The following is a 21,028-nucleotide window of genomic DNA, read 5'->3' on the forward strand; positions in this document are numbered from 1 at the left end:
GAACAAAAATAAAGGAATCAAACTTATCAGGAAGAGATGTAGGAAATTATTTTATTTCCGTTAATTTTGCGACCTATGGAAAATGTGTATTTTGATTCAGCAGCTACTACCCAGTTAAGGGAGGAAGTGGTCGATAAAATGGCCCGCGTTTTAAAAGAAAATTACGGTAATCCTTCCTCTACCCATAGTTTCGGGCGATCTTCAAAGTCGCTGGTGGAACAGGCAAGAAAAACAGTAGCAGGCATCTTAAATGTAAAAGCTTCTGAGATCGTTTTTACTTCCGGAGGAACTGAAGCTGATAACCTGGCTTTGAATTCGGCTGTAAGAGACCTTGATGTTAAGCGAATCATTACCTCGAAAATTGAGCACCATGCTGTTCTTTATACTGTAGAGCAATTGCAAGACTGTTTTGATGTTGAAATTGAATACGTAAAGCTGGATGAGAAAGGGAATGTTGATCTAGAAGATCTTGAAAACCTGCTGAAAAGTTCAGATAAAAAGACCCTGGTTAGCCTGATGCATGTGAATAATGAAATCGGGAACATGCTTGATCTGAAAAAAACAGCAGAATTGGTTAAATCTCACAATGCACTTTTCCACTCTGATACTGTACAATCCATAGGTCATTTTAATTTAGATCTGAATGAGATTCCGGTAGATTTTACTGCTGTAAGCGCGCATAAATTTCATGGACCCAAAGGTGTTGGCTTTGCATTTGTTAGAAGAAATTCAGGTTTAAAACCACTTATTTTTGGAGGAGAGCAGGAGAGAGGTCACCGAGCAGGAACCGAAGGTGTTCATAATATCGTTGGTCTTGAAGAATCTTTGAAGCTCGCCTATGAGAATCTTGAAAAGGAAAAAGAATACACAATTTCTTTAAAAAAGCATTTTATCGAAAGCTTGAAAAAGGAAATACCCGGCGTCAAATTTAACGGCGAATCTGGCGATCTTAAAAAAAGTACTTATACGCTTATTAATGTTTGTCTTCCGGTAAGTGAAGAAAAAGCCCTAATGCTTTTGTTTCAATTAGATTTGAAAGGTATAGCATGTTCCAAAGGAAGCGCCTGCCAAAGTGGAAGTGATAAGGGGTCGCATGTCTTGAATGCATTTTTAGGGGAAGAAGATCTGAAAAAACCTTCTTTGAGATTTTCATTTTCAAGCTATAACACTAAAGAGGAGATAGACTACGTGGTAAAAACTTTAAGAGAATTCATCGAAAGTTGATTTTCTGAATTCAAATACAATTATAAACAAAGGCTGAACGTGAGTTCAGCCTTTGTTATTTGGATCAAATTATTTTAAAAACTTCATTCTCAAATTGAAAACTTCTGAAGCTAAGGTCAGATTTCAGATTTCTATTTTCTAAAAAACTTTGCAGTATACGTGGTAGTATTTCCAACATTATCTGTTACGATCACTTTCAGGTTATTTTCAGTTTCAGTCAATACATCATCAGAGAAATAGTGAGTAAGAGTGTTATTCTTATATTCATATTCCATCAGAATAAATTTCCCGTTCACCGTTGCACGATAAGCATCAATTCCTGAAAGATCATCAGAGATCTTAACCTTTAAGGTTTCGTTATTTGAAATCCACTGCCCATCATAAAAGTTCGCCGGCCACACCTTTGGAGCAGTAGTATCTTTTGCTAAAGTATATTTGCCAAAAGTCCTTGTGCCGGTGGTAAATCTATTTCCTTTTTTATAGGTAGTTGAATAGTTCGGTCTTCCATTACTTGAAAGTCTTGCTATAAATAACTGCTCTCTATCCTCTGTAGGATAGTCACTTACATCGAAACCAACTGTAAAATTTTTATGGATAGGAATTTCGTCTTTATGCACAGTAACCGCGTCTTCCGTAAAATCTATATCCAAATAGGAATCCTCGTAAAGACTACCGCCTGGAATGTATACATCAATTTTGCCTTCTTTCGCAGACAAACCTTTTGAAGCACTTGCCAGGTAATCTGTTTCTGAAATATTTCTTTTTTTAATGTTATCGCTGATCTGTCCCTTAATAGGAACTCTAACCAGTTTTTCATTTCCTTTAAAGTCGGTCACCTTGATCGTATATTGATAATCCAGGCTGTCTTTTACATTTAATTTTCCTTCCTGCTCCAGGTTGCCATAAATGCTCAAAGGATTGTTAGGAGTTCTAAAAAGCTTTTGAATCCTGCTTCTGTTTGTTGCATAATACTGGTAGTCTATTAGTTGATTTAGATGCCTTGTTTCAGAAAATGAGAATTTATCGAAGTCCACTTCAAAAACCTGATCTCCATTAAGGGATGCTTCAATTCTGAAAACTCCATTATGGTTGTAAGCTCCATCTTGCTGATCTACAGTAGAGATACCAAAGCCTATTTCACCACAAGCTTCAACCTGATTAACCGTATAAGTTCCATCATTCTGGGGAATTAGTCTAAGCTTTTGACGCTCCTGAGAGTTGTTTACATGTGCATCATCTCCTATAGGGTAAGCGAATAATCCCTCGATCATTGGTTCTTTACTATCTGGCACATCAAGCCCGAACATTTGAGCATTCATTGGTCTCTGGCTTCCGTCACGAATTTCGAAATGCAGGTGAGGACCACCGCTTCCTCCAGTATTACCACTGTAAGCTATTAGTTCCCCTTGTTCAACAGAAAGTTCACCAGGTTCAGGAAAAAGTTCTATTTCGTATGATTCTTTTGCGTACTGCTGTTTGCGAAGGTATTCTTTCAGTTTTGGAGAAAGTTTCTGCAAATGTCCATAAACCGTAGTGTAACCATTTGGGTGTTGAATATATAAAGCTTTTCCGTAGCCATAATGCTGAATATTGATCCGGCTCACGTATCCGGCGGCAGAAGCTTTAACCTCGAGACCTTCCCGTTGCTGTGTTTTAATATCCAATCCACTGTGGAAGTGATTAGACCTCAATTCTCCAAATGTTCCGGCAAGTACAATGGGAACATCGAGCGGATTAGCAAAATAATCCTGTGGAAGATCACTCTGTGATTGTAAAATGCTTGAAAATAAAATAAGGAATAGCAGGCTTGTCGCTCTCTTCATAAATCTTGGGGTATTCAAATTTCAACCTGCCGTAAAGTTAATCAAACTTACGTCAAAATTAAACAGCTTGATTCCAGAGAATTATCTAGAATGTTGATTATTATTTGAAATCACCTAAAAAAGTATTGGGATATTTCAAAGCGTATGTTAACTTTGTAAGGGTTCACATCGGTTTTAGAGCTTATGAGTGAAATTACAGAAATAGTTGATAACCTTGAGAATAGAGTCAGCAAACTTCTTCATAAATATGATGTTATGAAGCAAGCGAATGAATCTCTGCAACAGGAATTGACGTCTGTAAGAGCTGAATATGAAAAACTGGAAGGAGATTTACAATCCTCACAGGAACAGGTTCAGACCTTGAAAGCTGCGAACGCGATGCTTGGCAGTACCGACCATAAAAGAGAAACAAAGCTCAAAATAAACAGTTTGATCAGAGAGATTGATCAATGCATAGTTCAGTTATCTGAATAATTTGACATCATGGAAGATAAACTGAAGATCAAAATATCGATCGCAGACCGCGTATATCCGCTAACCATTCAGCCTAGCCAGGAAGAGGGTTTGCGTAAGGCAGCGAAAAAGATCGAAGCAATGATCAAACAATTTGAGCAAAGCTATGCGGTTAGGGATAAACAGGATGTTCTGGCAATGTGTGCATTGCAGTTCGCCGCCCAAACTGAGCAAAAGAATATTGATAATTCGAGCGAAATGATTGACGCACAGGAGAAGTTAAGGTCACTTAACGAACTTTTGCAACAACATTTGACCTCTTAAGTTCTTTAAATAAAATAAAGGTTACTGCCTGTATTAGTGCTTTTTTGATAAACTCAACACGAATTCTTTAAAGAGGATGAGTCTAGGATGTAAAAGCGTGCCGTGTCCCTTATGGGAGAGCGGATTCTTGATCATTCTGTTAGTCCTAAACTTGATTTTAAGGAGTTTAATACAAAACACAACTAATACAGGCTTTTTTTATATATACTAAATAGAAACGAATGGATATACTAATAATAATCATTGCCGCTGTAGTAGGTCTTGCGCTGGGATTTGCTATCGCAAAAATGCTTGAAAAGAAACAGGCATCTAATACAATTGCCAGCGCCAAAAAGGAGGCGAACAGCATTATTAAAGAAGCGAAGGCGGAAGGTGAGAGCATTAAGAAAGACAAGATTCTTCAGGCTAAGGAGAAATTCATCGAATTAAAATCTGAGCACGAAAAAGTCATTCTTTCCAGGGATAAAAAGATTAATGATGCTGAAAAAAGAATCAAGGATAAAGAATCACACGTTTCAAATGAGCTTGGCAAGAATAAAAAACTGAACAAGGATCTTGAAGAGAAAGTGGCAGATTATAACCATAGACTTGAATTCCTTGAAAAGAAACAGGAAGAAATTGATAAGCTGCATAATAGTAAAGTTCAGCAATTAGAAGTTATTTCAGGTCTATCTGCTGAGGAGGCTAAAGCACAACTTATTGAATCTTTAAAGGATACGGCTAAAGCAGATGCGATGTCTCTTATTCAGGATACCGTAGAAGAAGCTAAACTTACTGCACAGCAGGAAGCGAAAAAAATTATTATTAATACTATTCAGAGAATTGGAACCGAAGAAGCTATTGAAAATTGCGTTTCTGTATTCAACCTTGAGAGCGATGATGTGAAAGGTAGAATTATTGGTCGTGAAGGTAGAAACATCAGGGCGCTGGAAGCTGCTACAGGGGTAGAGATCATAGTTGATGATACCCCGGAAGCTATTATTCTTAGCTGTTTTGATTCGGTTAGACGAGAGGTTGCAAGATTATCATTGCATAAATTGGTAACTGATGGTCGTATTCACCCGGCTCGCATTGAGGAAGTGGTGAAAAAGACTCGTAAGCAGATCGAAGAAGAAATTATTGATATAGGAAAAAGAACCGTGATCGATCTTGGAATTCATGGTTTACAACCAGAATTGATCAAGATGGTTGGTAGAATGAAATATCGTTCTTCCTACGGTCAGAACCTGCTACAACACTCAAGAGAAGTTGCAAAACTTTGTGGTGTAATGGCTGCGGAGCTTGGTTTAAACCCGAAACTTGCGAAACGTGCAGGATTACTTCACGATATTGGTAAAGTGCCGGAAACAGAAACAGAAGTGCCTCACGCTATTTTAGGTATGCAATGGGCTGAAAAACACGGAGAGAAGCCTGAAGTTTGTAATGCTATTGGTGCTCACCACGATGAGATCGAAATGAATTCATTGCTTTCTCCAATCGTACAGGTTTGTGATGCGATTAGCGGTGCAAGACCAGGTGCAAGAAGACAGGTGTTGGATTCTTACATCCAGAGATTGAAAGATCTTGAAGATATCGCCTTCGGATTTGGAGGAGTCAAAAAAGCTTACGCGATCCAGGCAGGTAGAGAATTACGTGTGATCGTAGAAAGTGAGAAAGTATCTGATGAGAAAGCATCAAACCTTTCTTTCGAGATTTCTCAAAAGATCCAGACAGATATGACATATCCAGGTCAGGTTAAGATCACGGTGATTCGCGAAACAAGAGCTGTGAACGTTGCTAAATAATTTTAGTAAGAAATAAAATAGAAAAAGGCCGATCAACTGATCGGCCTTTTTATTCGTTTCAATTATCTAGTATGACAAAATGATTAATCATCATAGATGTTATCGTATGAATTTCCTTCAGTTTCAAAAAACTTACCGGTGACATACCTAAAATGATAATCAAGATCAGCTATCTCTTTCATATCATCTTCATCTAATTGAAAACCAGCGCTCATTAAATTTTGTTTGATACGCTCTTCATTCGTTGATTTTGGTATTACCGCTGTTCCTCTTTGTTCACTCCATTTGATAAGAATCTGCCCCGGACTTGCTCCGTGTTTTTTAGCGATCTTCTCAATAGTAGGATTTTCAAGTAGAGAAGGTTCATCTGCAGCTTTCATGGCATCTGGCCTGTCTCCACTTCCTAAGGGTGAATAAGCGGTTACATTAATTCCGTTTTTACTGCAAAATTCCAACAGTTTATTTTGCTGCAAATAAGGGTGAAGTTCTACCTGGTTCATTTCAGGAGTATGATCTGTATCTTTCATTAAAGACTCCAGCTTTGGAATACTGAAATTTGAAACTCCAATATGCTTTACCAATCCCTGTTCCTTAGCTTTTACCATTTCATTCCAGGTTTCGATTAAAGGAGCTTCTTCAAGTGAAAGATAGTCTTCAGCCTTTTCAGGAAAAGATACTTCCGGTTTGAAGGCCACTGGCCAGTGAATTAGATATAAATCCAGGTAATCTAACTGAAGGTCTTTGAGCGTTTGTTTCAATGCCGGGATCACATCTTCCTTTTTATGCGCATTATTCCACAACTTAGAAGTAACCCAAACATCTTCTCTTTTTACCTTCCCATTTTTAAAGACCTCAGAGAAAGCTTCTCCAACTTCTGATTCGTTTCCATAAGTTGCAGCACAATCAATATGTTTGTAACCATTATTCAAAGCAATTTTCACTGCTTCGGTAACTTTTCCTTTTTCAGATTTCCAGGTCCCAAGACCTATTGCATCGAGGGTATCCCCATTCTTAAATTTCAATTTCTTCATAATTCAATTTTTATGAAGTTAAGAATAATGCGAGGCTGTAGAAAAGATTGACGCTGGTTTAGCAGAATTTTAATACCTATTTGCGCGGATGGAATTCTTCCATGACCTGTCTTAAATGAGATCTGTCTACATGCACATAAACCTCGGTAGTAGTAATACTTTCATGTCCCAGCATTTGCTGAATTGCCCTTAAATCGGCACCATTTTCAAGAAGATGAGTAGCAAAGGAATGTCTAAAGGTGTGCGGACTTACTTTTTTCCTGATTCCCGCCGCTTCGGTTAGCCTTTTAACAATTGTAAAGATCATTGCGCGGGTAAGACCATTTCCTCTTCTATTAAGAAATAGCGTATCAGTGGCTTCGGGTTTAATATCCTGGTGACTTCGTACTTCATCTTTATAAATATTGATGAATTTTATAGTATATTCAGAAATAGGAACAAAGCGTTGTTTGTTTCCTTTTCCGGTAACTTTAATAAAACCTTCCTCAAAAAACAGGTCAGAGATTTTGAGATCTATAAGTTCTGAAACCCTTAAGCCGCATCCATAAAGCGTTTCTATAATTGCCCTGTTACGTTCACCTTCATTTTTACTAAGATCTATCGCTGCGATTATGCGGTCTACTTCATCAATAGATATGGTATCCGGAAGTTTTCGACCAATTTTCGGAGACTCCATAAGATCTAAAGGATTATCTTTTCTGTAATCCTCAAATACGAGAAATCCGAAAAAACTTCTTAATCCTGAAATAAGTCTGGACTGAGAGCGCGCGTTTAGACTTTTTGATACGCTATAAATAAATTCCTGGATGGTTTTATCTGAAATCTTGATAGGACTGACTTCAATATTATTAACGTCCAGGTAGTTCATTAGTTTTATTACATCCAGACTGTAATTCTCAATGGAATTTGCTGAAAGTCCGCGTTCGAGCTTCAAATAGTGCCTGTAATCCTGTAGCGCATTCTGCCATTTCATGTGTTAAATATAAGAATATAGCGGTATCAGTCTTAATAATACTTTATGCTTGGCTAACTTTTTTTTAACAAGCTGTATCCTACTTTTGGCCAAAACAAAAACGGAAAATGATGAAAAAGACATTTTTATTAGTAGCAATTGCAATTATTGGATTCGGTGCAACTTCTAATGCACAGGAGTATTGGAATTTTGGAGTTAAAGGTGGTGTGAATTTCACTAATATGACTTCAGATGGATTTGAAGACAACAACAGTAGAACAGGTTTTCACCTTGGAGTTCTTGCAGAAATTCCTGTAAGTGATCGTTTCTCGGTTCAACCAGAGGTTTTATATTCTACACAAGGTACGGAAGCAAGTAGAATTTTCAATGGAGATAGAATAAAAGGGGAATACCAGTTAGATTATGTTCAGGTGCCATTGATCGCTAAATTTTATGTGATTGACGGTCTTGCTCTTGAAGCGGGTCCTTCTTTTAACTTTCTTGTGGAAGAAGAGTATGATTTTGAAAGCAACGGTCTAAACTTTGAAACAGATTCAGAGTTTGCCAGTACTTTTGAGTTTGGTGGAGCAGTAGGTGCATCTTATAATTTTAATAACGGATTTTTCCTTAACGGAAGATATGTTTTAGGATTTACAGATGCATTTGACAGTGACAACTTTGATGACGACGCAATTAAGAACAACGGTTTTCAATTAGGTGTTGGATTCCAGTTCTAATTATTAAATTCAATACGAAAATTAAAAAGCGAAGGATAATCCTTCGCTTTTTTTTGTTCTATTCCTTTCTAGAAATAAAAAACATGATAACTAAATCTTAATTAGTAAAACAATACAGATCTTTAAGTATTGTAAATCAATCGATTATAATTCATATATTTACTAAACAACTAAAAATCAAAATTATGAAAAAATCGCTTTTTCTATTAGCATTTTTAATGCTAAGCACGGGATTAATGGCTCAGAAGCATTGGACATTCGGTTTAAATGGAGGTATTCCCATAGGGGATATAGAGGAAACGTATAATTTTCACGCCAGTGCAGATATTGCCTATAGAATAGATATTATTGAGCTTCTTGACATAGGTGCCGTTGCTGGATATTCTCATTATTTTGGAGAATCAATAACTGATGGGGACTTTGATGTCGATATTGAAGATCTTCAATTTATTCCTGTAGGAGGGACTGGAAGAATAAGAATTCTTTCCCTTTTATTTGTAGGAACTGACCTTGGATATGCTTTTAGCCTGAATGATGGTCTTGATGGAGGTTTTTACCTAAGACCTCAAATTGGACTTAATCTGGGGATCGTTAATATCCTGGCATCCTATGAAAATATTTCGGCTGAGGGAGCCAATCTGTCTTCTATTAATGGAGGTGTAGAAATTAAATTTTGAAAATACTATAGCAAGATTTAAGCGGACTTCGGTCCGCTTTTTTTATGCCTAAAAGTTATAGTGGTTTTTCTTTTCCAATTCTATTATAAAAGTATCTTTACCGCTCATTATAACAAAATCATCTAATTATGTTTAGAAAAATCTTTCTAATTGCGAGCTTCGCAATTCTTTCATTATCTGCTACGGCGCAGGAATTTTCCTTTGGTTTGAACGCAGGTTATCTTAATCTAACCGCTACTGTTGAAAATGAAGTTGACGGTATCGATAATTCCGAATCAGAATCTGGATTTTATGCTGGAGTTTTTGGGGAAATTGCATTTAATCAGAACTTTGGTTTAACAACTGCGGTTAATTATGGAAATGTTGAGGATACTAATTTCTTAATGGTTCCGGTACTTGCTAAATTATATATTTCAGATTCTGACTTTTATGTACAGGCTGGTCCGCAGTTGACTTTTCTATTAGAGGATACTTTCGGATTTCTAAATGAAACTGGGATTGATATTTCAGGAGGAATTGGATATGATATTACCGACAATTTTTTTGTTAGTGGAAGATATTCTCACGAGTTAACTAACAGAATCCCATCTGAATATAGGGAAGGGGTATATTCTGATATTAATGGTAAATATCATGGATTGAATGTTGGTTTAGGTTATAAGTTCTAAATCAGAATTTTAGATATTAAAAAGCGAAGATAAGATCTTCGCTTTTTTTATTTATAAGCGTTAGAAAATAATATTTGAGACTTTGGGCCGTTCTTTATTCTAACATCCGAAATAAACCGAAATTTAAATTATATGCTTAAAAAATTTAGCCTAATCGCGCTATTCGCGATCCTACCTTTTTGTGCCCAGTCCCAAGAATCAGAGAACCCTGAGAAAACTTCAAAATTTGGTTTTACCGCTGGATATATGGAATCAGATTTCAAAATCAGAAAATATAACTATGCGCCTAATACAAATTATGATCCGCTTCCCGAATTGGCAGGTTCTGGTTTGTTCTTAGGTATAACCTATGATAATGAATTTAGCGAAAAATTTGGTCTAACGGCCGAATTCCTATATGCAGATTTGCAGGAATCTCAGTACCGACTTTCAACCCAGTTTAAATATAATTTATTCAATTCCGGACTTTATATTATGGCCGGACCTGAATTGAATTACATCAACAGTGGAGCATTAGACCATGACACAATTAAATATGGAAATAAATTAGGAGTAAATATCACCGGAGGTCTAGAATACAATATCAACAATAGGATTGCTGTCTATGCAAAATATTCTCATGAAATTACGAACAGGTATCAAGATGGAATTTATGATGATATATACGTAAATGGTAGATTCAATGATTTTCGAATCGGATTAAAATTTAAATTCTAAATATTTAAAGCAGGTCTCAAACCTGCTTTTTTTATGTCTTTATTTTTTACTTTTACCATATGAAGCTACTAATTCTTAACGGACCAAACCTAAACCTGTTGGGTACTCGAGAACCTGAGACCTATGGTAATAAAAGTTTTGAAGATTATTTTTCTGACCTTCAGTTCAAATTTAGAAATGTAGAGCTGTCTTACGATCAGACGAATATAGAAGGAGAATTAATCGATAAGATCCAGAACGCCAGAAATGTTTTTGATGGAATTATCCTGAATGCTGCCGCTTATACTCATACCTCAGTGGGAATTGGGGACGCCATAGCAGCGATTGATATTCCAGTGGTTGAAGTTCATATATCCAATACATTTTCCCGGGAAGACTTTAGGCATAAATCATTTATTTCACCAAATGCAAAAGGAGTGATCGTTGGTTTTGGCCTGCAAAGCTATGATCTGGCCATCCAGAGCTTTCTGAAAGATTAAATATGAATAAAGCTTATCTGAACTGGAGTAGTGGAAAAGATTCTGCCCTGGCGCTGTACTTAGCCAGGAAAAATGGTAGCTACAGGATCGAAAAGCTACTTACCACGGTAAATAAAGATGTAAATAGGGTTTCTATGCATGGAGTTCGCAACGAACTACTCATGCAGCAAGCCAATAGTTTAAAATTGCCTAGTGAAATTGTGGAGCTAAGCGCTGAAACATCTATGGAAGACTATAATCTTAAGATGCGGGAGGCTACCGATTCTTTAAAGAGCGCGGGATTTAGTCAAAGTATTTTTGGAGATATATTTCTTGAGGATTTAAAAGAATATCGTGAGGCGCAATTGAATAAAATCGGAATCACAGCTGTTTTCCCTCTGTGGAAAAAGCAAACTTCAGAATTAATTCAGCAGTTTATTAACCTTGGTTTTAAAGCTATCGTAGTTTGCACCAATTCAAAATTTCTGGACGACTCATTCTGCGGAAGATTAATAGATCATGAATTTGTAAAAGATTTGCCGACAGATGTTGATCCTTGTGGTGAAAATGGGGAGTTTCATACTTTCGTTTTTGACGGACCCATTTTTGAATCACCTATAAATTTTAAAATAGGAGAGAAAGTAAACAGGTCTTACCAGCCTTCGAAAAATGATGATGACAATTGTTTCCAGGATGATAAGAAATCCTGGGATACAGAATTTTGTTTCTGCGACCTTATTCCGCTGTGATGAAATAAATCCTAATTTTCTGATTATTAGAAATAAAAAATCCCGTCTTCAAACGAAAACGGGATTTTGATTGATTTTATATTTTAACCACTATAGGTGAATCACTTCATCGTAAGCAGCAGCAACAGCTTCCATAACAGCTTCACTCATCGTAGGGTGAGGGTGAACAGCTTTTAAAACTTCATGCCCTGTGGTTTCAAGTTTTCTACCTAAAACCGCTTCAGCAATCATATCAGTAACTCCAGCGCCAATCATGTGGCATCCGAGCCATTCTCCATATTTCGCATCGAAGATCACTTTTACAAACCCGTCAGATTTTCCAGCAGCTTTTGCTTTACCTGAAGCTGAAAATGGGAATTTTCCAACTTTCAGTTCGTAACCCGCTTCTTTCGCCTGCTTTTCAGTCATACCAACAGAAGCAATTTCTGGTGTAGCATACGTACATCCAGGAATATTCCCGTAGTCTAATGGCTGAACATCTATTCCTTTAATTTTTTCTACACAAAGTATACCTTCTGCAGAAGCAACGTGCGCCAGGGCTGGACCATGAACAACATCACCAATAGCATAAATTCCGGAAACGTTGGTCTGATAAAAATCGTTTACTACAATTTTATCTTTTTCGGTCTTGATTCCTAGATCCTCAAGTCCGATATTTTCAATATTTGTTTTAATTCCTACGGCAGAAAGAACAATATCAGCTTCCAGTTTTTCTTCGCCTTTTTTGGTTTTCACCTTAGCGATCACTTTGCCATCTTTCTTCTCCACACTTTCTACGGAAGAATTGGTCATCACCTTGATCCCTGCTTTCTTGATGCTTCTTTCAAATTGCTTAGAAACTTCTTCGTCTTCCAATGGCACTACATTAGGCAGGTATTCCACAACGGTAACCTCAGTTCCCATAGCGTTATAGAAGTGAGCAAACTCAACTCCGATCGCTCCAGAACCAACCACGATCATTTTCTTAGGTTGCTTTTCAAGCGTCATTGCTTCACGATAACCGATAACAGTTTTTCCATCCTGCTTCAGGTTAGGAAGTTCTCTGGAACGGGCACCGGTAGCGATAATGATATTATCAGCCTGGTATTCGGTCTTTTTATCTTTACTATCAGTAACTTCTACTTTCTTACCTGATTTCAATTTTCCGAATCCTTCAAGAACATCGATCTTGTTTTTCTTCATTAGGAATTGAACACCTTTGCTCATTCCATTGGCCACATCACGACTTCTTTTAACCACAGCTCCAAAATCCTTGTCAGCTTTTTCAAGTTTCAGGCCGTAATCTTCAGCATGTTTCAGGTAATCAAAAACCTCTGCACTTTTTAAAAGCGCTTTTGTTGGGATACATCCCCAGTTAAGGCAAACACCACCAAGGCTTTCTTTTTCTACAATCGCAGTTTTAAAACCTAATTGGGAAGCGCGGATCGCAGTTACATAACCACCCGGGCCACTACCTAAAACTATAATATCATATTTACTCATATTCGGAATATTTTGAATCTGGTTATAGAGTTTGCGAATTTAAGGAATTAAACCCTAAACTGAAAGTTACAATTAAGGGATAAAAGCATAAAAAAGCCCGTGTATTCAAACACAGGCTTTCATACGGTTAGTATTGAAATCTATTTGTGTGCTTTCGATTTCAAATTTGTCTCATTAATGTTTAAAGAGGTTTTCAAATTTTGAAAGGTGCTAATATCTATATTAGGATTATTCGCGTAATAATCTACAGGTAATACAACCACCTTAAAGATCTGGTCCTGAGTGTAAAAATCTCCCAATGTGGCAAGATCTATGTCTCCCTGAAGAAAAATGTTTACGTCAAAATCTGTGTGATTATAAGTATACTGGAATTGTCCATCTTCAAAATAGATCGTTTGAGGAATTAGACTCCAGATATCATTATCGTTATCATCAATATCTTCAAGCCAATATACAAGTACTATATCTGAAGGTAAGACTTCAATCTCACCTGGAATATCAGCAAAAATGGAGTAATCTGGTCCAACAAAATCAACACCTGTCACTTCAAATGCCTGGCCAACAATGTTAACTCCGTCCTCTCCTGGAGGGCCCTGTGGTCCACGTTCTCCATCAGAAGAACATGAAATAAAAAACAAACTAGTTAAGACTATAAGGGATAAAAATTTTTTCATGATTTATCGGATTTAGTTATTTATTAAATTCAATGCTGGCCGAGTTTACGCAGTAGCGCTGACCAGTATCTGTAGGACCATCATCAAAAACGTGGCCAAGATGACTTCCGCAGTTAGAACAAAGGATTTCGGTACGAATCATTCCAAAGGTTCTATCCTGAACATATTCAACCTTTCCTTCAATGGCATCATCGAAACTAGGCCATCCACATCCGCTTTCAAATTTTGAATCGCTCTCGAAAAGTTTTTCTCCACAAGCAGCACATTTATATTCACCTTCATCAAAATGAAGATTATATTTTCCTGAATTTGGCGCCTCAGTTCCTTTTTCTCTTAAAATTCTGTATTGCTCCGGAGTGAGTTCTTTCTTCCATTCCTCCTCCGTTTTTTCTACATTATATTTTTTCATAATCTATTTATCTTCCGGTATAAAATCCATGGCTATACCATTAATACAATGTCTTTTGCCAGTGGTTTCTCTTGGCCCGTCATTAAAAACGTGACCTAAATGTCCTCCGCACCTGGCACAATGAACTTCATCTCTCTGGTAACCTAATTTGGTGTCACTGCCATAAGCAACTCCACCTTCTATTGCTCTATCGAAGCTTGGCCAACCTGTACCGCTTTTGAATTTATGTTTGGTTTCGTACAGTTCCTGTCCACAGGCTGCACAAACAAATGTTCCCGGTTCTTTGATATTAAGAAGTTCGCTGGAAAATGGTGTTTCAGTTGCGGCATTTCGTAGCACAGCGAATTCTTCAGAGGTCAATTCAGCTTTCCATTCGTCTTCGGTTTTGGAAACTTCATAATTTTCTGAAGATTTTTCAGTTGATTTCTTTTGCGCATTACCGTTGCAACTAATCAGGAATACTGATAGGACGGTAAAAACTAATAGCTTTTTCATTTTTATCTTTTTTATAAAATTACAAAGATTGTGCCGCGATAAAAGTTGTTATTTTGTTAATTACCTCAGGATTTCCAAGAATACGGCGATGCCCTAAACCGCTTGTGATCATCAACTCGCTGTTATCCAGTGCTTCGTGAATTTCATGAGCTGAATTTATCCTAACATCGACATCATTTTCATCATGGATAATCAGGGTTGGAATATTTACATTTTCAGCGGAACGTGCGCCGGATAAAGTATCCATGTCTTCATTAAATTTTTCGTCCAGATACTTTTTCATCTTTGCGGCAACTTTATGATTCATTTTCATATTCTCCGCGAAATGCTGGGTAATTTCAGTTATGTTATTTGCAGTACCTATGATAACCAATTTTTTCGTCTGAAGTCCATCACTAATTGCTTTAAGCGCAGACATTCCGCCAAGCGAATGACCTACGACCGCTTCAAAAGGACCATGTTCCTCATTTAGAAAATGAACCGCATCAATAAAAAACGGCATCATACTCATTTTACCTTCAGCTTTCCCATGTGCCGGAGCATCAAAACTTATAATTTGATAGCCTTTTTGTTTCAAAGCCTCTGCAATTTTCGCTAGTTGCGTTCCGCGACCGCTCCAGCCATGCACCAAAAGAATTTTTTTCTGTGCTTCTCCAAATTTATAGGTTACGATCTCACGATTCATTGATGGAACCATTTGATTTCGCTGAATTGAGTTCTTATCCATATTTTTCTCTCTCTCCGGAAGTTTGTATTTGAATGGAGTGAGGAAGAGTTTCGCCGCGAACCTGCTAGCGAGGAAAGGAGAAACAAATGTTAGAAATCTTGAGATACCCAAAATATAGGAGGGCACTAAAAGCCTTTGAACGGGGGTTTTATCTTTGGTATTTTTAGTCATATTTAAGAATTCCGAATTTCATTATAATTTTTATAACATACTTCTCGATTTCGGTCTCAAGCCTTATGAATACTGCAAATATCAACAATGGTATTGTTTTTGAAACTCTTCTTAGTGTTAAATCATACTTAAACCATCAGCAGCTATGCGAACTGCTTTTGTACTTTTAGGTACCTAAAAACCAAAAATCATGAAGTTTAAAAATACTTTTGTATGGTTGAGTGCACTACTGCTAGTAGTATCATGTAAAACCAATCCGTTTACCGGAGAGAAAAATCTTAATTTCGTTTCAAACGATCAATTATTTCCTGCTTCCTTTGAGCAATATAATCAGTTTCTAAATGAGGCTAAAGTTGTGCGAGGAACTTCGGAAGCCAAACAGGTTCAAAATCTTGGTCAGAATATTGTTAGTGCAGCAGAGCGTTACCTTAATGCTAACGGATATCAGGGCTTTATGAATGATTTCCGTTGGGAATTCAATTTAGTACAAGATGATCAGGCCAATGCTTTTGCTATGCCAGGAGGAAAAGTAGTTGTTTATACTGGAATACTTGACGAAGCTCAGAATACAAACGGTTTAGCTACAGTAATGGCGCATGAGATTGCTCATGCCTTAGCAGATCATGGTGCTCAAAGGATGAGTGCGGCTCAATTACAGCAATTAGGTGCTGTAGCTGGTGCCGTAGCAGTGAGTGGTAAGAGTGAAAGTACTCAACAGATCTTCGCGCAGGCATATGGACTAGGTTCTACAGTAGGAGTTATGCTTCCTTTTAGCAGAAGCCACGAGGCTGAAGCAGATAGAATTGGACTTACGTTAATGGCCATTGCTGGATACGATCCACGTGAAGCTCCAGAATTATGGAAGAGAATGCAACAAAACAGCAGTGGTCAGGCTCCGCCGGAATTTCTAAGTACGCACCCTTCAACGCAAACAAGAATCAATAATCTTACAAAGTGGGCGCCGGAAGCCATTGCTGAAGCCAAGAAATATGGAACGACAAGTTTCAAGTAAGAAAATCTAAAAATAAAAGTGAAAAGTCACCGAATTCGGTGGCTTTTTCTATTTTTAGGGCATGAAGCAACTACCTAAAGGAAGTAAAAAGCTTATTCATGCATGGGCATTTTACGATTGGGCGAATTCTGTATATAGCCTGGTCATCTCTTCGGCAATTTTCCCGATTTTCTATGGTGCATTGACTATTGTAAAAGATAGCGATGGTAATAAAATTAATGATACAGTTACTTTCTTGGGGATAGGCTATAATAATGATACGCTTATAAGTTATGTTACAGCAGCAGCTTTCCTGGTAGTTAGTTTTTTAAGTCCGTTTCTTTCGGGGATCGCAGATTATATAGGGAATAAAAAGAATTTTTTGAAATTTTTCTGCTACTTGGGAGCCTTATCATGTATCGGGTTATTCTGGTTCGATCTTGAATATTTATGGTTTGGACTCCTATGTTATTTTCTAGCGCTCATCGGTTTCTGGTCCAGTTTGGTTTTTTATAATTCCTATCTTCCTGATATCGCTTTCCCGGAGCAACAAGATAAAGCAAGTGCAAAAGGATTTTCTTTAGGATATGTGGGAAGTGTAATTCTCCTAATCCTTTGCCTGGTCATGATCTTGAAATTTGATTGGTTTGGTTTTGAAGATGAAGGGCTGCCCACCAGGCTTTCATTTGTTCTAACTGGAATCTGGTGGATTGGTTTTAGTCAGTATACTTACTACTATTTGCCTAAAGGAAATAAAAAAGCGAAACTAACCAATGATGTTCTTTTCAATGGATTCAAAGAACTGAATAAAATCTGGAAGGCTATAAAGGATAACAAAATGCTTAAGCGTTATTTGCTGGCATTTTTTGTTTACAGTATGGCGGTTCAAACAATTATGCTGATTGCAACTTACTTTGGAATAGAAGAACTGGAGTGGGGAGATCAGGATCCAACCACAGGACTTATTGTAAGCATACTTTTAATTCAGCTGGTTGCCGTAGTTGGTGCAACTTTAACTTCAAGGCTCGCAATCAAGTTTGGAGATGTGAAGATTCTTATTTTTATCAATCTTATCTGGATTGCTATATGTGGCTATGCCTATTTTATTACCACACCGGTCCAATTTTATGTTGCGGCAGCTTCCGTTGGTTTGGTAATGGGAGGAATTCAATCTCTTTCCAGGTCTACATACTCCAAAATGCTGCCAGAAAATGCTGTGGATACCGCTAGTTATTTTAGTTTCTACGATGTTTCTGAAAAGGTGGGAATAGTTATTGGGATGTCACTTTATGGATTTGTAGCTCAGAATACGGGAAGCGTCAGAAACGCTATTCTTTTCCTGGTAGTATTTTTTATCGCTGGGGTTCTTTTATTGATGAGAGTACCGAAAAAGATCATTCAGAAATAAAAAAACCTGCACATAGGCAGGTTTTCAAAATTGTTTGGTAGATGATCAATGGGAAGATACGCTTCCAGATCCACTGGTTTTAAAATCTTGTTTTTCAGGATTTCCTTTGTAAACAATATCTCCTGAACCTGAGACTGATGCCTTTAAAGATTTACCAGCATATACCATAATATCACCTGAACCAGAAACTCTTGCTTCAACATTATCTGCCTGCAATTCGTAAGCTTCAAAATCTCCACTTCCTGTAACCGTACAATCAAAGTTCTGACTTCTTCCTTTAAGTTTAACATCACCAGAACCTGTAACCGTACCTTTCAAATCCTTCACTTCCAGGTCTAGATCTAAATCTCCAGAACCGGTTACCTGAACCTTCATATAAGAAGATTTCAATTTGTCTTTAGTCCAGATATCTCCAGATCCGGTAACAGATATCTCCTCAATACTTTCCACAGGAACAGTTATAAGAATATCATCTTTTGGCTGCAGGTTAAAACCTTCCTTTGTTGAAATTTTTAGTTTACCGTTTCTAACTTCGGTTTCAACATATTCCTGAAGGTTACTTTCGGCCTGAACTTTAATATTTCCTTCGCTTCCGGAAATGAGTTCAACATTCATAGATCCTACCAGTTGCACACCATCGTAGGAACCAATATTCCTTGTTTTGGTGACCATATCACCATTACCTCTTACTTTTTTTCCTCCCCATTGCGCACAGGCGGTGGTCATGAATAATAGAGTTGCAGCTAGAAATAAAATTGATTTTTTCATGATTTACTTATTTGATGATTGATTATTGTTTATTAAAATTGACACTACCATAGGAGGTAACGATGCTTATTTTAGAATCGGTATTCTGAGATCCATAATAACCGGATACTGAATTACTGCTATTCTGCTGATCTCTTTTCTGAACCTGAAGTTCGTCAAGACCTTTGATTCCGCCATATGATGTTCTAACATCAAACCTAAAACTCATCTCCCGGTCAAAACCAAGTTTTACTCCTGCATAATCTGTGTTGATATCTACCTTTCTGATACCTTTTATGATCTTTTCAATAGAAAGGGAACCGTAGTCTAAGTTAAGCTCTAAATCTGTAAAAACGCGATTTATTTTTGTGGTCAGGTAATCTCCGTTCCCTTCAAGCACTTTAACCTTATCTATTTGCACGCTTCCGTAATCACAGTTAAAGGTCATTTTTGAAACTTTTCCAATTTTTGAATTGGAGTAATCTGCACTGATGATTAATTGTTCAGCTTCTTCGACTTCGTAATCTGAATAATCTGCATTAATTTCAGCATTGGTTACATAACCAATTCTACTACTTCTGGTATAATCAAAATTGAGATAATTAGATCTTCCTCTTAATTCGCCAATATCAATTTTACCATAATCACAGGAGATCTTTGCATTTCCAGTGGTTTTATCGATATAAATTCCGCCGTAGTCGTTATCGATATCAAGATTATTTCCTTCAGGAACTCTAACCAGGTAATTAACTTCCATATTCACATTATCAAATCCGCCGGTTAGGCTTTTCCACCAGGATTTTTCTTCTTTTGAAAATCTGGTTTTAGCGCTCACTCCTGAAGAGGACTGATCAAATTCCACGTTAATTTCCTCAAGTTTTTCCTGAACTTTTTCTTCATCATTTCCATTAGTTTTGATGATCACTTCTATTACTACACGATTTTCATCCCAGGTAGTAATGTCAACATTCCCATAAGAGTTATCAATGCTAAGGTTTGAATTGGAGTTTACCTGGAATTCTTTTCTGATCTTTTTCTCCTTGGTATGTTTTCCATTGAATTCATTGTTCTCGATAATGCAGGTTTCAGAAGATATATCAGCATTAAAATATGGCAATCCCGGTGCGAGTACTGCAAAGATGAGGAGACTAGATAATATTGTTTTCATGATTTTGATTGTTTAGTTTTTTGATGTTTTCAATTTGGGATAAAACGTTATTTAATAAATCTATACGTTGTTGGAAATTTTGGATCATGGCCTGAATCACGCGATTGTCTTTTCCGCTATTTTTTAAATCTCTTCTAAGACCTTCATATCTTTTTTCCAGTTTTTCCATTTGCACCATAGCATCATCTATGATAGCTTCAGTTTCCGGAGTTTTTTCAGCTTCCAGTGCATTCAATTCTTTTGAAATCAAACCTGTATAAAATTGCTGGGTTTGTTTCATTTCCGGAGAGATGCTTGCCAGATCTGAATTCTTAGCTGCAGGATTAGTGCCTATAAAATCTCCAAGTAAAAAGAAAGCCAAGAGAAAACTGGCAGCAATCGCCAGAATAGGTATCCAAAAACTTCTGGCTTTTCCATTCTTAGCTGTTTTCTCAACTGAATTTTTTTCCAGTTTCTTGAAAAAACGTTCTTTATGTCCTGAATGCGGCTCCTCGATATCGAAATTCAATTCATCGAAAAGCTCGTCAAAGTCATTATTTTTCATGATCCATTAATTTTTTTCTTAAGCTTTCTTTCGCTCTCGATATCATTGTTCTACAATTTGCGTAAGAAATATTCATGATTTCACAAATTTCTTCATAGTCATATCCTTCGATAAGATGTAAGGTTAAGCCAAGTCGGTAATTCTCTTTAAGTGTTTTGATCTGGTTAAGGATCAACCTCACTTTTTTATCTTTTTTATCATGCTCACTCAATGCAGGACCCTCATCATCTGCTTCGTTTTTCAGCTCATCATTATAACTGACTTCCCCAAGTTTAGCGATCTTCTTATATGCGGTGATACTTTCATTTACCACGATACGTTTTAACCAGGCCCCGAAGGTGGAATTCTCCTTAAAGCTTTCAATTTTAGTGAAAGCGCTTAAAAATGCTTCTTGCATAATATCTTCAGCCTCGGCAGAATGACCCGTTATACGATAAGCAGTGTTATACATTGCCTTGTAATAGCGATCATAAATCTCCATTTGAGCTCGTTGATCGCCGTAGCGGCAACGCTCTACCAGGTCTTTAATATGGGTGATGGTTGGTGTCAATTAAAACTTGGTTTCTGTTATAAAGATGGAGTTGATTTTCATTTGTTACAGTTTTTGAAAAAAAT

General features: G+C 37.1%; 24 protein-coding genes and 1 other RNA gene. 13 read left to right on the forward strand and 12 right to left on the reverse strand.

Annotated elements, in window-relative coordinates; translation table 11 throughout:
- Positions 1–75 precede the first annotated feature (75 nt).
- On the forward strand, positions 76–1,224 hold the full coding sequence (locus AC2S94_RS11590; RefSeq protein ID WP_484628739.1) for a cysteine desulfurase family protein: 1,149 nt from the start codon (positions 76–78) through the stop codon (positions 1,222–1,224).
- A 131-nt stretch (positions 1,225–1,355) separates the two neighbouring features.
- Here the strand turns inward: AC2S94_RS11590 and AC2S94_RS11595 are convergent, their stop codons facing one another.
- A complete protein-coding gene (locus AC2S94_RS11595; protein WP_484628740.1) occupies positions 1,356–3,047 on the reverse strand; it encodes a M23 family metallopeptidase in 1,692 nt (563 codons plus the stop codon).
- Between the two features lie 183 nt (positions 3,048–3,230).
- On the opposite strand from AC2S94_RS11595, the gene AC2S94_RS11600 reads away from it, so the two are divergent.
- From AC2S94_RS11600 to rny, 4 genes are all read left to right on the forward strand, one after another.
- Entirely contained in the window at positions 3,231–3,521 is a 291-nt protein-coding gene (locus AC2S94_RS11600) for a hypothetical protein (RefSeq protein WP_484628741.1), read from the forward strand.
- 9 nt (positions 3,522–3,530) lie between these two features.
- Entirely contained in the window at positions 3,531–3,824 is a 294-nt protein-coding gene (locus AC2S94_RS11605; RefSeq protein ID WP_484628742.1) for a cell division protein ZapA, read from the forward strand.
- Between the two features lie 51 nt (positions 3,825–3,875).
- Positions 3,876–3,992, forward strand: a non-coding RNA gene (ssrS, locus tag AC2S94_RS11610) — 6S RNA.
- Positions 3,993–4,045: 53 nt separating this feature from the next.
- Positions 4,046–5,608, forward strand: coding sequence for a ribonuclease Y (gene rny / locus AC2S94_RS11615; RefSeq protein WP_484628743.1), 1,563 nt, complete (start codon positions 4,046–4,048; stop codon positions 5,606–5,608).
- An 83-nt stretch (positions 5,609–5,691) separates the two neighbouring features.
- Here the strand turns inward: rny and AC2S94_RS11620 are convergent, their stop codons facing one another.
- The gene (locus tag AC2S94_RS11620) at positions 5,692–6,639 is read right to left on the reverse strand and encodes an aldo/keto reductase (protein ID WP_484628744.1); all 948 of its coding nucleotides are present in this window, start codon (positions 6,637–6,639) and stop codon (positions 5,692–5,694) included.
- 76 nt (positions 6,640–6,715) lie between these two features.
- On the reverse strand, positions 6,716–7,612 hold the full coding sequence (xerD, locus tag AC2S94_RS11625) for a site-specific tyrosine recombinase XerD (protein ID WP_484628745.1): 897 nt from the start codon (positions 7,610–7,612) through the stop codon (positions 6,716–6,718).
- 110 nt (positions 7,613–7,722) lie between these two features.
- On the opposite strand from xerD, the gene AC2S94_RS11630 reads away from it, so the two are divergent.
- The 6 genes from AC2S94_RS11630 (at position 7,723) to AC2S94_RS11655 (ending at position 11,597) form a co-directional block, all read left to right on the forward strand.
- Positions 7,723–8,328, forward strand: coding sequence for a porin family protein (locus tag AC2S94_RS11630; protein WP_484630914.1), 606 nt, complete (start codon positions 7,723–7,725; stop codon positions 8,326–8,328).
- A 185-nt stretch (positions 8,329–8,513) separates the two neighbouring features.
- A complete protein-coding gene (locus AC2S94_RS11635) occupies positions 8,514–9,005 on the forward strand; it encodes a hypothetical protein (protein WP_484628746.1) in 492 nt (163 codons plus the stop codon).
- A gap of 128 nt (positions 9,006–9,133) precedes the next feature.
- Positions 9,134–9,673, forward strand: a complete 540-nt coding sequence (locus tag AC2S94_RS11640) for an outer membrane beta-barrel protein (RefSeq protein WP_484628747.1) — start codon at positions 9,134–9,136, stop codon at positions 9,671–9,673.
- Between the two features lie 132 nt (positions 9,674–9,805).
- Entirely contained in the window at positions 9,806–10,390 is a 585-nt protein-coding gene (locus AC2S94_RS11645; protein WP_484628748.1) for an outer membrane protein, read from the forward strand.
- 59 nt (positions 10,391–10,449) lie between these two features.
- Positions 10,450–10,869 carry a type II 3-dehydroquinate dehydratase gene (aroQ, locus tag AC2S94_RS11650; RefSeq protein ID WP_484628749.1) on the forward strand — a complete coding sequence of 140 codons (420 nt, stop codon included), beginning with the start codon at positions 10,450–10,452 and terminating at the stop codon, positions 10,867–10,869.
- A 2-nt stretch (positions 10,870–10,871) separates the two neighbouring features.
- Positions 10,872–11,597 (forward strand): Dph6-related ATP pyrophosphatase, encoded by a 726-nt coding sequence (locus AC2S94_RS11655; RefSeq protein WP_484628750.1) that lies wholly within the window; start codon positions 10,872–10,874, stop codon positions 11,595–11,597.
- 90 nt (positions 11,598–11,687) lie between these two features.
- Here the strand turns inward: AC2S94_RS11655 and lpdA are convergent, their stop codons facing one another.
- From lpdA to AC2S94_RS11680, 5 genes are all read right to left on the reverse strand, one after another.
- Positions 11,688–13,079: a dihydrolipoyl dehydrogenase gene (gene lpdA, locus AC2S94_RS11660; RefSeq protein WP_484628751.1), complete on the reverse strand. Its 1,392-nt coding sequence runs from the start codon at positions 13,077–13,079 to the stop codon at positions 11,688–11,690.
- A 140-nt stretch (positions 13,080–13,219) separates the two neighbouring features.
- Positions 13,220–13,753 (reverse strand): hypothetical protein, encoded by a 534-nt coding sequence (locus tag AC2S94_RS11665; RefSeq protein ID WP_484628752.1) that lies wholly within the window; start codon positions 13,751–13,753, stop codon positions 13,220–13,222.
- Positions 13,754–13,769: 16 nt separating this feature from the next.
- Positions 13,770–14,162 carry a peptide-methionine (R)-S-oxide reductase MsrB gene (gene msrB / locus AC2S94_RS11670; RefSeq protein ID WP_484628753.1) on the reverse strand — a complete coding sequence of 131 codons (393 nt, stop codon included), beginning with the start codon at positions 14,160–14,162 and terminating at the stop codon, positions 13,770–13,772.
- 3 nt (positions 14,163–14,165) lie between these two features.
- Positions 14,166–14,657 carry a peptide-methionine (R)-S-oxide reductase MsrB gene (gene msrB / locus AC2S94_RS11675; protein ID WP_484628754.1) on the reverse strand — a complete coding sequence of 164 codons (492 nt, stop codon included), beginning with the start codon at positions 14,655–14,657 and terminating at the stop codon, positions 14,166–14,168.
- Positions 14,658–14,676: 19 nt separating this feature from the next.
- Positions 14,677–15,555, reverse strand: coding sequence for an alpha/beta fold hydrolase (locus AC2S94_RS11680; protein ID WP_484628755.1), 879 nt, complete (start codon positions 15,553–15,555; stop codon positions 14,677–14,679).
- Positions 15,556–15,745: 190 nt separating this feature from the next.
- On the opposite strand from AC2S94_RS11680, the gene AC2S94_RS11685 reads away from it, so the two are divergent.
- The gene (locus AC2S94_RS11685; RefSeq protein WP_484628756.1) at positions 15,746–16,567 is read left to right on the forward strand and encodes a M48 family metallopeptidase; all 822 of its coding nucleotides are present in this window, start codon (positions 15,746–15,748) and stop codon (positions 16,565–16,567) included.
- A gap of 61 nt (positions 16,568–16,628) precedes the next feature.
- Complete coding sequence (locus AC2S94_RS11690; RefSeq protein WP_484628757.1) at positions 16,629–17,954, forward strand: MFS transporter; 1,326 nt, start codon at positions 16,629–16,631, stop codon at positions 17,952–17,954.
- 45 nt (positions 17,955–17,999) lie between these two features.
- Here the strand turns inward: AC2S94_RS11690 and AC2S94_RS11695 are convergent, their stop codons facing one another.
- From AC2S94_RS11695 to AC2S94_RS11710, 4 genes are read right to left on the reverse strand one after another with little or no spacing between them, the layout of a single operon-like run.
- Complete coding sequence (locus AC2S94_RS11695; RefSeq protein WP_484628758.1) at positions 18,000–18,722, reverse strand: head GIN domain-containing protein; 723 nt, start codon at positions 18,720–18,722, stop codon at positions 18,000–18,002.
- A 22-nt stretch (positions 18,723–18,744) separates the two neighbouring features.
- Positions 18,745–19,869 (reverse strand): DUF4097 family beta strand repeat-containing protein, encoded by a 1,125-nt coding sequence (locus tag AC2S94_RS11700; protein WP_484628759.1) that lies wholly within the window; start codon positions 19,867–19,869, stop codon positions 18,745–18,747.
- Complete coding sequence (locus AC2S94_RS11705) at positions 19,850–20,413, reverse strand: DUF4179 domain-containing protein (protein WP_484628760.1); 564 nt, start codon at positions 20,411–20,413, stop codon at positions 19,850–19,852. The genes AC2S94_RS11700 and AC2S94_RS11705 overlap by 20 nt, the downstream gene beginning before the upstream one ends.
- A complete protein-coding gene (locus AC2S94_RS11710; RefSeq protein ID WP_484628761.1) occupies positions 20,403–20,963 on the reverse strand; it encodes an RNA polymerase sigma factor in 561 nt (186 codons plus the stop codon). The genes AC2S94_RS11705 and AC2S94_RS11710 overlap by 11 nt, the downstream gene beginning before the upstream one ends.
- Between the last annotated feature and the right edge of the window lie 65 nt (positions 20,964–21,028).

It is taken from the genome of Christiangramia pacifica (assembly GCF_057221535.1).